The 8,949-nt window shown below is 62.1% G+C and carries 10 protein-coding genes; 7 read left to right on the top strand and 3 right to left on the bottom strand.

Features of this window, described 5'->3' with window-relative positions:
• Positions 1-242: 242 nt before the first annotated feature.
• Positions 243-497 carry a glutaredoxin family protein gene (locus ACIQTW_RS06650; protein ID WP_017199157.1) on the top strand — a complete coding sequence of 85 codons (255 nt, stop codon included), beginning with the start codon at positions 243-245 and terminating at the stop codon, positions 495-497.
• Between the two features lie 75 nt (positions 498-572).
• Complete coding sequence (locus tag ACIQTW_RS06645) at positions 573-1,280, top strand: redox-sensing transcriptional repressor Rex (RefSeq protein WP_309074850.1); 708 nt, start codon at positions 573-575, stop codon at positions 1,278-1,280.
• Between the two features lie 47 nt (positions 1,281-1,327).
• Here the strand turns inward: ACIQTW_RS06645 and ACIQTW_RS06640 are convergent, their stop codons facing one another.
• From ACIQTW_RS06640 to ACIQTW_RS06630, 3 genes are all read right to left on the bottom strand, one after another.
• Positions 1,328-2,158, bottom strand: coding sequence for a hypothetical protein (locus ACIQTW_RS06640; protein WP_402935111.1), 831 nt, complete (start codon positions 2,156-2,158; stop codon positions 1,328-1,330).
• Between the two features lie 262 nt (positions 2,159-2,420).
• Positions 2,421-3,104, bottom strand: a complete 684-nt coding sequence (locus tag ACIQTW_RS06635; RefSeq protein ID WP_402935108.1) for a hypothetical protein — start codon at positions 3,102-3,104, stop codon at positions 2,421-2,423.
• 166 nt (positions 3,105-3,270) lie between these two features.
• Positions 3,271-3,822 (bottom strand): YceI family protein, encoded by a 552-nt coding sequence (locus ACIQTW_RS06630; RefSeq protein WP_026005548.1) that lies wholly within the window; start codon positions 3,820-3,822, stop codon positions 3,271-3,273.
• 207 nt (positions 3,823-4,029) lie between these two features.
• On the opposite strand from ACIQTW_RS06630, the gene ACIQTW_RS06625 reads away from it, so the two are divergent.
• From ACIQTW_RS06625 to ccsB, 5 genes are read left to right on the top strand one after another with little or no spacing between them, the layout of a single operon-like run.
• The gene (locus tag ACIQTW_RS06625) at positions 4,030-4,695 is read left to right on the top strand and encodes a histidine phosphatase family protein (RefSeq protein ID WP_402935106.1); all 666 of its coding nucleotides are present in this window, start codon (positions 4,030-4,032) and stop codon (positions 4,693-4,695) included.
• 4 nt (positions 4,696-4,699) lie between these two features.
• Positions 4,700-5,305 carry a TlpA family protein disulfide reductase gene (locus tag ACIQTW_RS06620; protein WP_402935103.1) on the top strand — a complete coding sequence of 202 codons (606 nt, stop codon included), beginning with the start codon at positions 4,700-4,702 and terminating at the stop codon, positions 5,303-5,305.
• A gap of 5 nt (positions 5,306-5,310) precedes the next feature.
• Positions 5,311-6,066: a cytochrome c biogenesis CcdA family protein gene (locus ACIQTW_RS06615; protein ID WP_402935101.1), complete on the top strand. Its 756-nt coding sequence runs from the start codon at positions 5,311-5,313 to the stop codon at positions 6,064-6,066.
• Positions 6,066-7,787 carry a cytochrome c biogenesis protein ResB gene (locus tag ACIQTW_RS06610; RefSeq protein ID WP_402935099.1) on the top strand — a complete coding sequence of 574 codons (1,722 nt, stop codon included), beginning with the start codon at positions 6,066-6,068 and terminating at the stop codon, positions 7,785-7,787. The genes ACIQTW_RS06615 and ACIQTW_RS06610 overlap by 1 nt, the downstream gene beginning before the upstream one ends.
• On the top strand, positions 7,787-8,854 hold the full coding sequence (gene ccsB, locus ACIQTW_RS06605; RefSeq protein ID WP_402935096.1) for a c-type cytochrome biogenesis protein CcsB: 1,068 nt from the start codon (positions 7,787-7,789) through the stop codon (positions 8,852-8,854). The genes ACIQTW_RS06610 and ccsB overlap by 1 nt, the downstream gene beginning before the upstream one ends.
• The last annotated feature ends 95 nt before the right edge of the window (positions 8,855-8,949 follow it).

Raw genomic sequence — 8,949 nt, 5'->3', positions numbered from 1 at the left:
GGGGAAGGGTGTGGGATGTGAGTGAGGGTTGGTGGGAAGGGTGTGGGATGTGAGTGAGGGTTGGTGGGAAGGGTGTGGGATGTGAGTGAGGGTTGGTGGGAAGGGTGTGGGATGTGAGTGAGGGTTGGCGGGAAGGGTGTGGGATGTGAGTGAGGGTTGGTGGGAAGGGTGTGGGATGTGAGTGAGGGTTGGGGGGAAGGGCGTGGGATGTGAGCGAGCGTCGGGGCGGTTACCTTTGAGACATGGCTATTCCCGACGTCGTACTCCTTACCAAAGCTGACTGCCACCTCTGCACGGAGGCGCGTGCCGCCGTCGAGCGTGTGACGAAAAGCCTTGGCGTGCAGTGGACTGAGCAGAAGATCGACGGCGACCCCCAACTCCAGGAGCGCTTCGCAGAGGAAATTCCTGTGGTGCTGGTAGACGGCATCCAGCGGGATTTTTGGAAGATCGATGAGGAACGGCTCACCCGCACGCTGAAGAAAGTCCTGGAAGGCTGAGGTGGGGTTACCCGCAGGTAATGGCTTTTGTTGAGTCCCGCCGAGGGTCATAGAGTGGAACAACAAAGCGACGCAATGGAGAATACCGTGACTGCGCTGGAACCGTCCCCGGACGCAACTACCGGGGACAACGAACCTGCCACCAAGCAGATCCCGCCCGCGGCTGTGGCCCGGATGACTCTCTATTTGCGCGCGCTCAACTCTCTCTTGGCCGAAGGTGTGGAACGCGTTTCCTCGGAAGCCTTGGCGGAGGCATCGGGCGTCAGTTCATCCACGCTCCGCAAAGACCTCTCCTACGTCGGCTCTTACGGGACCCGGGGCGTCGGCTATGAAGTCCAGTACCTGAGTCGGCACATAGCCGCCGCACTCGGCCTGACCCACGACTGGAAGGTCGCGATTGTGGGTGCCGGTAACCTCGGCAAAGCCCTTGCACGGTATGGCGGCTTCGAGTCCCGGGGCTTCGACGTTGTGGCCATCTTTGACGCCGATCCCATGGTGATCGGCAACGAGGTGGGCTGGCTGCGGGTGAGTGATTCGGCCGAGCTGGAGCGCGTGCTGGAACGCACCCACACCAACATGGTGGTGCTGGCGTTGCCAGCGACCGTCGCCCAAGCTGTGTGTGATCGCGTCATTGCTGCCGGAATCCGGAGCATCCTGAGCTTCGCCCCGGTGCTCCTGCAGGTTCCCCCGCACGTCAATCTCCGCAAGGTGGATATGGCAACCGAACTCCAGATTTTGGCGTACCACGCACAACGGGCGCAGACACCGGGCCAGGCTGTTTAGCCTTTTCCGGGTCCGCGCCAGCGTTTAATACTTGGAAACGTGAGGGTTTAGCGACCGTAGGGGTTCTGGTACGGGTTTCCGAAAGGCTGGGCCTTGCGGAAGTACGGAGCCGACGCCGGCAGGTACAGCATAACGATCGCTGCGACGCCCAGCAGGATCACGATGAGCTGCATGATGCCGTAGGTTGCGCCGAACTGGAACAGGCCGGTGAGGCCCAGGACAGAGATGGCAGCGAACACGGTGCCCAGGATCCTGGCCCAGTTCTTGCCCTTCCGGACGGGGAAGGCAACCAGCGCGTAAAGACCCAATGAGAAGATGGCACCGACTATGGCGCCCACTGCAATAGCGCCCCGCATCCCCTCAATGGATTCCGCAGGGAACTCAGTGCCCTGCTGTGCGGCCTGCTCGTTCATCACGTTGATGAAGGCATCCGCTCCGGTGGTGGCCAGGAGCAGCGAGCTGATGGCAGACAGGATGCCTGCCGCAATGATCATCCAGAACGCGTAATTCACCATGGGAGGGATAGTGGTGGGGCCGGGCTGCTGGCTGGGCCAGTTGGTGTCCTGACCGTACTGCGGAGCTCCGGGAGCCTGACCATACGGGGAAGACTGCTGGCCGTACTGCGGTGCGGCGGGGGACTGCTGGCCGTACTGCGGCGCGGCCGGCTGACCATACGGGGAAGACTGCTGGCCGTACTGCGGTGCGGCGGGGGACTGCTGGCCGTACTGCGGTGCGGCGGGGGACTGCTGGCCGTACTGGGGTGCGGCCGGCTGACCGTACTGGGGTGCCGGAGGCTGCGGCGCGGAAGGCTGGGAGCCGTGCTGCTCGGGCTTGTTGTCATCGCCCGGATTTGAGGGCGGGTACGGAGGGTTGCTCATGGCATTCCTTTGCTTGTTCGACTGCTGGTGCGGCCGCCGGGATCAGCAAAATGACCCTGCCCCCAGCGTGGTTCTGGTACCACCGTACCTCCAGCGTCCGACACTGCAGATGTTCACACGCAGGTATTTCAAGCTCAGGGGAAAAATCATCATCCTGGCTTACGCCTTCATGATGAAGGCCGCGGGACCCTGGAGGATCTGACCGCGGCCTTCAGTCTCGATCTACCGCCGATGGCGCACGACGACGGCAGTTGAGTCAGTGCTAAGCGTGGCCCTTCACAGTCTTGAACCAGAGCTGCGCATTGGGCAGCCACATCAGTACAACGGCTACAGCGCTCACCAGGAAGCCGAACCAATTGCCGCCCAGTCCCATCCCGGAACCGCCACCACTTGCCGCTCCGAAGATGGCCAGTAGCAAGGAAACACCGGCAAGGATGGTCAAGGCGAGGCGTGCCCACTCTTTGCCTTCCTTCATCTTCATGGCCAGGATCACTTGCGCGGCGGCGACCGCCAAAGTGAGCAGGAGGAGGATCAGGGCGATGGCGGCGAATCCCGGAGCGAACGCGAAGGCAGCGATGACCGCAAAGAAAGCGATGAGGCCAAACAGCAGGCCCAGGAGTCCGGAGATCACCCAAATGAAGTAGGAGACTTTCAGCTCGGTCGGCAGGCCCTGGGTTTTGAACATTCCCGAGAAGCCGCCCTGAGGCATGACGTCGTTGAAACTGCGCGGTCCGTCAGTGGGCATCTCGAAGTGGAAACCGGACTGTCCGGGACCAGGCTGGCCTTGTCCGGGCTGTGGATACTGCCCCGGTTGCGACGGCGGCTGGTAACCCTGCGGGGGTTGATAGCCCTGAGGAGGCTGGTGACCCGCAGGAGGAACATTGCCGGGCTGCGGAGGCTGGGAGCCGGGCTGCTGTGGCTGTGGTGTTTCGTCTGGGGTACTCATGGCATCACTTTAGACCGCACGTTGAGGGATGCATAGGAAATTCGGAGCCAACCCGCAGCTAACTACAGGCTGTTTGCCGAACAATTGCGGGGTGACTTCCCTATACGCGAAACGGCGCCCCGTACAGCGTGAACTGTGCAGGGCGCCGTTTGATGTTACCTACGGGCTACGCGGCAGCCGGTGCGATGAAGGCGAGCTCGAGGTTGATGACTACCTTGTCGCTGACCAGGACGCCACCGGCTTCGAGGACGGCGTTCCAGGTGAGGCCGAAGTCCTTGCGGCTGATGGTGGTTTCGCCGGAAACGCCGGCACGGGTGTTGCCGAAGGGATCCACGGCAACACCGTTGAATTCTGTCTCGATGGAAACTTCCTTGGTCACGCCCTTGATTGTGAGATCGCCCACGAGGTCGAAGCTGTTGCCGTTGGCCTTGACGTGGCGGGACACGAAGGTGATTTCCGGGAACTTTTCCACATCGAAGAAGTCTTCGCCCTTGACGTGGCCGTCGCGGTTGACGTCTCCGGAGTCGAAGCTGGCGGTCTGGATGGTGGCGGTGACCTTGGAGTCGGTCAGCGTTTCGCCAACTTCCAAGGTGGCAGCAGCATCCTTGAACTGGCCGCGGACCTTGCTGATGCCTGCGTGGCGGACGGTGAAGCCGATCTCGCTGTGGGAAGCGTCGAGGGTCCAGGTGCCGGTGGTGACGGAAGCGGGAAGGGTCATCATGGTGTTGCTCCTATATCGAGTGGTAGGTACTGCTTGCTTGCTTGGTTGAGCTCATTGCTTGAAGCGTCAACCGAGCTTCGTACCCAGTATAAACATGCATATGCATCTTTTATTCCAACTCCACGGAACATTTCGGGAAAACTTTGAGTTCTACTAGCGGTAGAAGATTTCGGATCGCCCCGCTTCTTTGAGAAACTGGTAAACATGCCCCAAGCAACTGTCCATCTGCTTCGCCATGGCGAGGTCCACAATCCCGACGCCGTCCTCTATGGCCGGCTGCCGGAATTCCACCTCTCCGAACGTGGCCGGGAGATGGCCCGGATGCTGGCAGATCACTTCGCGGCCCGCGTCAACCAAGGTGCCAAGATCGTGCATCTGGTAGCCTCGCCGCTCACCCGCGCCCAGGAAACAGCTATGCCCACCGCCGAGGCGCTGAACCTGGAGATCACCACCGAGCCGCGCATCATCGAAGCAGAGAACCACTTCGAGGGACTCCACCCCACCAAGAGTGAGTTCTTGAAGCCCAAGCACTGGATCTACTACCGGAATCCGTTGCGGCCTTCATGGGGCGAGCCCTACAAGGAACAAGCAACCCGCGTCTTGGCCGCGGTCGAGGACGCGCGGGTGAAGGCAATCGAATTGGGCGGCGACGGCGCTGAAGCCATTTTGGTCAGCCACCAACTTCCCATTTGGTCCACCAGGTTGACTGCCGAGGGCCGCCGGCTGGCCCACGATCCGCGTAAGCGCGAGTGCACGCTGACGTCGCTGACGTCCCTGACATTCGATGACGACGGCAAGATCGTACGAGTTGAATACACCGAGCCCGCTGCCGTCCTGCTTCCCGGCGCGGCGAGCACCCCGGGAGCGTAGAAGCATGGACAACAATCTTTCGCGCCGCGGCGTGCTGACCGCCGGTGGTGTCCTCCTCGCAGGACTGACCATGGGCTTGTCCGCGTGTGCCCAGGAAGACTCCCTTGCCAAGCAAGCCAAGGCCGGCGACAACAAGAACTATGTGGCAGGCGATGGTTCGGTGACGGAGTTCGCCAAAGCGGACCGTGCCGCACCCATAGCGCTCAAAGGCACTCTCTTTAACGGGCAGACGGTGAAGCCGGAGGATCTCCTGGGCAAAGTCACCGTCCTGAACTTCTGGTTTGCCGCCTGCGCTCCATGCCGCATCGAAGCCCCACAGCTTGAAGCCCTGCACTTGGACTTCAAGGACCGGGGTGTCCAGTTCTTCGGCGTCAACCTGCGCGACGAACAAGCCACCGCCGAGGCCTTCGACAAGACCTTCAACATCACCTACCCGAGCTTTAATGACAAGGATGGTGCAGTGCTGCTGTCCGTGTCCGGCATTGTGCCTCCTGGCGCAGTTCCCACAACCCTGGTCCTGGACAAGGAGGGCAAGGTTGCCTCACGCGTCCTCGGCGAGATCGAGAAGAGCACCCTGAAAGCCCTCATCACCTCCGCAGTGGCCGAGTAGCACCCATGAACAGTCCTTTCGCCGAGACGATCCTCAACGGATCACTGTTGCTGGCTGTGCCAGTGGCGCTGCTGGCCGGGCTGGTCTCGTTCCTTTCACCATGCGTGCTGCCGCTGGTCCCCGGTTACCTTGGCTACGTCACGGGACTCACCGGCGTCGACCTCCAGAAGCAAAAGCGCGGCCGCATGCTGGCCGGTATCGGCCTGTTTGTGCTGGGCTTCTCGGTGATTTTCGTCCTCTTGGGCGGTGCCTTCGGGCAGTTGGGCACGTTGCTGACCGGCCCCCAAAACGCCTGGATCACGCAACTGTTGGGCATCTTGGTGATCATCATGGGCGTGGTGTTCATGGGTGGCTTCGGCTGGCTGCAGCGTGACGCGAAGATCCACGCAAAACCTCCGGCGGGCTTGTGGGGCGCGCCCCTGCTGGGACTCACGTTCGGGCTGGGCTGGGCGCCCTGCATTGGCCCGACGTACTCCGCGGTACAGTTGCTGAGCTTGTCCGGCGGTTCATCGGCGGCAAAGGGAGCCCTCCTGGCGTTTGTTTACAGCCTTGGCCTTGGCATTCCGTTTCTTCTGATTGCGCTGGCCGTCCGCCGGGGCATGGGAGTCATGTCCTTCTTCCGCAAGCATCGGCTGGCCATCCAGCGGATCGGCGGAGGCATCCTGATTTTGCTCGGCATCCTTATGGCCACCGGCGTGTGGGGAACCTGGGTGACCGAGTTGCAGTACTGGTTCCAAAACGACGTGAAGTTGCCAATCTGATGAGCGAGTCCGTGAAAGCCAAGAAGAAGTCACCCGCCGCTGAAAGCACCTCCGCAGAAGGCACAACAGGCGAAGGAAAACTACAGCAGGCCAAGTCCGAGGCAGCCCTGCCCGCGCTTGGTTTCAAGGGCATGCTCCGGTGGTCCTGGACCCAGCTGACCAGCATGCGCACGGCCCTGTTCCTGCTGCTCCTGCTTGCCGTTGGCGCCGTTCCGGGTTCCCTGTTCCCGCAGCGGCCCGCCAATCCTTCAGTGGTCACGCAGTACATCAAGGACAACCCTTCCTACGGTGAGCTTCTCGACGCCTTGCAGCTCTACGACGTCTACTCGTCGGCTTGGTTCTCGGCCATTTACATATTGCTGTTCATCTCCCTGATCGGCTGCGTCACTCCGCGCGCCATTGCCCACTACAAGGCCATGAAGTCGCAGCCGCCGCGCACCCCCAAGCGCCTTTCGCGCCTGCCGGAGTACGGCACTTTGGCCGTGCCTGCCGACGCCGGGATCCCGGCGTCGAAAGCCATCAACGACGCCGCCGGGCTGCTGAAGAAGCGCGGCTACCGCGTTGAGGTCAGGGATGCCGACGGCGCCCTGCCGTCGCTGGGTGCCGAGCGCGGCTTCCTGAAAGAAGTGGGCAACCTCGTGTTCCACACCTCCCTGATCGGGGTGCTTGTGTCCGTGGCCATTGGTGGCTTGTACGGGTACAGCGGCCAGCGGATCCTGGTGGAAGGCGATACCTTCGTTAACACTCTGGTGGGCTACGACCAATTCACGCCGGGCACCAACTTCCAGAGCAGCTCGCTCCAGCCTTACTCGATGCAACTGGATAAGTTCGAGGCCAGGTTCGACCGCGAATCGCCCGGCAAGGCCGGCCAGCCCATCGACTACACGGCCGAAGTGACCACCAAGGAAACTCCGGACGCACCCGGCAAGAAGGAAACCCTCAAGGTCAACGACCCCGTTTCCCTCGGGAATACCAGCCTCTACCTCACCGGAAACGGCTACGCGCCCATGGTGACGGTCCGGGACGGCGAAGGCAACGTTGCTTTCCAAGGTCCCGTGACTGCTAAGGTCCAGGGCGACAACTACTACTCCTCCGTGGTCATCAAAGTCCCGGACGCCAAGCCGGAACAGTTGGGCTTTGTTGGCTTCTTCCTGCCCACGGCGTTCGTCACCGAGGACGGAATTTCCTTCAGCGGCGCCTCGGAACTCATCAACCCGCAGCTGAGCCTGAACTCGTTCTACGGTGACCTCGGCCTGGACAAGGGTGTGCCCCAGAATGTGTTCGAGCTGGACGTCAAGGACCTCCAACAGCTCAACGGCCGCGATCTCCCCGCTGGCGGTATCACCCTGAGCCCCGGCGCTACAGTCAACCTGCCCGAAGGCAAGGGCAGCATCACGTTCGACGGCGTCAAGAAGTACATCGGGGTGGACATCCACCACAACCCCGGCCAGCTCTACGCTTTGATCTTCGGTTTCCTCGCAGTCGCCGGCCTGGTGATGTCGCTGTACATCAACCGCCGCCGCGTCTGGGTCCGCACCGGAACCCACGCGGACGGCCGCACCATGGTGGAGTACGGCCTGCTGGCACGCGGTGAAGACCACCGCTTGGCCGGCGAAGCCGCGGCCCTCCGCGAGATCTTTGTCCGGGAATGGAACGTCCCGGAGACGCCGGACACGGCTACAACAACTGCAGGATCCTCCTCAACCTCGAAGGACCAGTAATGCCCGTCATCAACGAAACCCTGGGCCAGTACAGCGAGCTGTTCATGCTGTTGGCCGCCGGCACGTACACCGTGGCGTTCATAGCCTTTGCCTGGGACTTGGCGAAGAGCAGCAAGATGCTCCGCGCCGTGGACCTGAAGGCCGCGGCCAGCACCGCCGGCGAGAAGGTCACGGTTTCTGCAGGCCGCGTTGCGGCAGGCTTGGGAGGTCCTGACGCCGGTGGGCCGGCAGGCCGCGCTGAGCGTCCGACGTCGGGCCTCACCGTTGAGGGCGGCACCGCCGCTGGCGACATGAAATACGCGGGCGAACGCCGCGCGCCCGCCCGCGTGGCCGTAGCGCTGACGGTGTTGGGCGTGCTCATCCATGGCGCCGGCGTGGTTACCCGTGCGTTTGGTGCAGGCCGGGTGCCGTGGGGAAACATGTACGAGTTCCTCACCACGGGTGCCTTTGTGGCCGTAGCTGTCTTCCTGGTGGTCCTCATCCGCAGGGATCTGCGCTTCCTGGGCACCTTTGTGATCGGGCTGGCCATCATCATGCTGGTGGCGGCTTCGGCTGCTTTCTGGACCCCCGTGGGGCACCTGGTTCCTGCGCTGCAGAGCTACTGGCTGATCATCCACGTTTCCATCGCAGTCCTGTCCTCGGCCTTGTTCACACTGACGTTCGCGATGTCTGTGCTGCAGCTACTGCAGTCGTACCGCCAGAAGAACCTTGCGGCGGGCCGCACGGATAACCTTGGCTTCATGCGCTTGGTTCCCAACGCGCTGAGCCTCGAGAATCTCTCCTACCGCATTAACGCCATCGCCTTCATCGGCTGGACGTTCACCCTCATGTTTGGTGCGATCTGGGCTGAAAAGGCCTGGGGCCGCTTCTGGGGCTGGGACCCCAAGGAAGTCTGGACCTTCGTGATCTGGGTGGTCTACGCGGGCTACCTGCACGCGCGGGCCACGCGTGGTTGGACCGGAACCCGTGCAGCGTGGTTGTCGATCGTTGGCTACGCCTGCGTCATCATCAACTTCACACTCGTGAATACCGTTTTCAACGGACTGCATTCCTACTCCGGGCTGTAAGCCGCGGCGCTACCGCCTTCCGCCGCCTGAGCAGGGGCTTTGTTCCTGTACGCGGAAGACGGTCTTGGAAAATGACAATTCGGTGTAGCAACCAT

Origin of the sequence: Paenarthrobacter sp. NPDC090517 (assembly GCF_044769165.1) — a bacterium.
Taxonomy (GTDB): domain Bacteria; phylum Actinomycetota; class Actinomycetes; order Actinomycetales; family Micrococcaceae; genus Arthrobacter.
The sequence above is the reverse complement of the archived record's forward strand: the minus strand, read 5'-3'. Positions and strand labels throughout refer to the sequence as shown.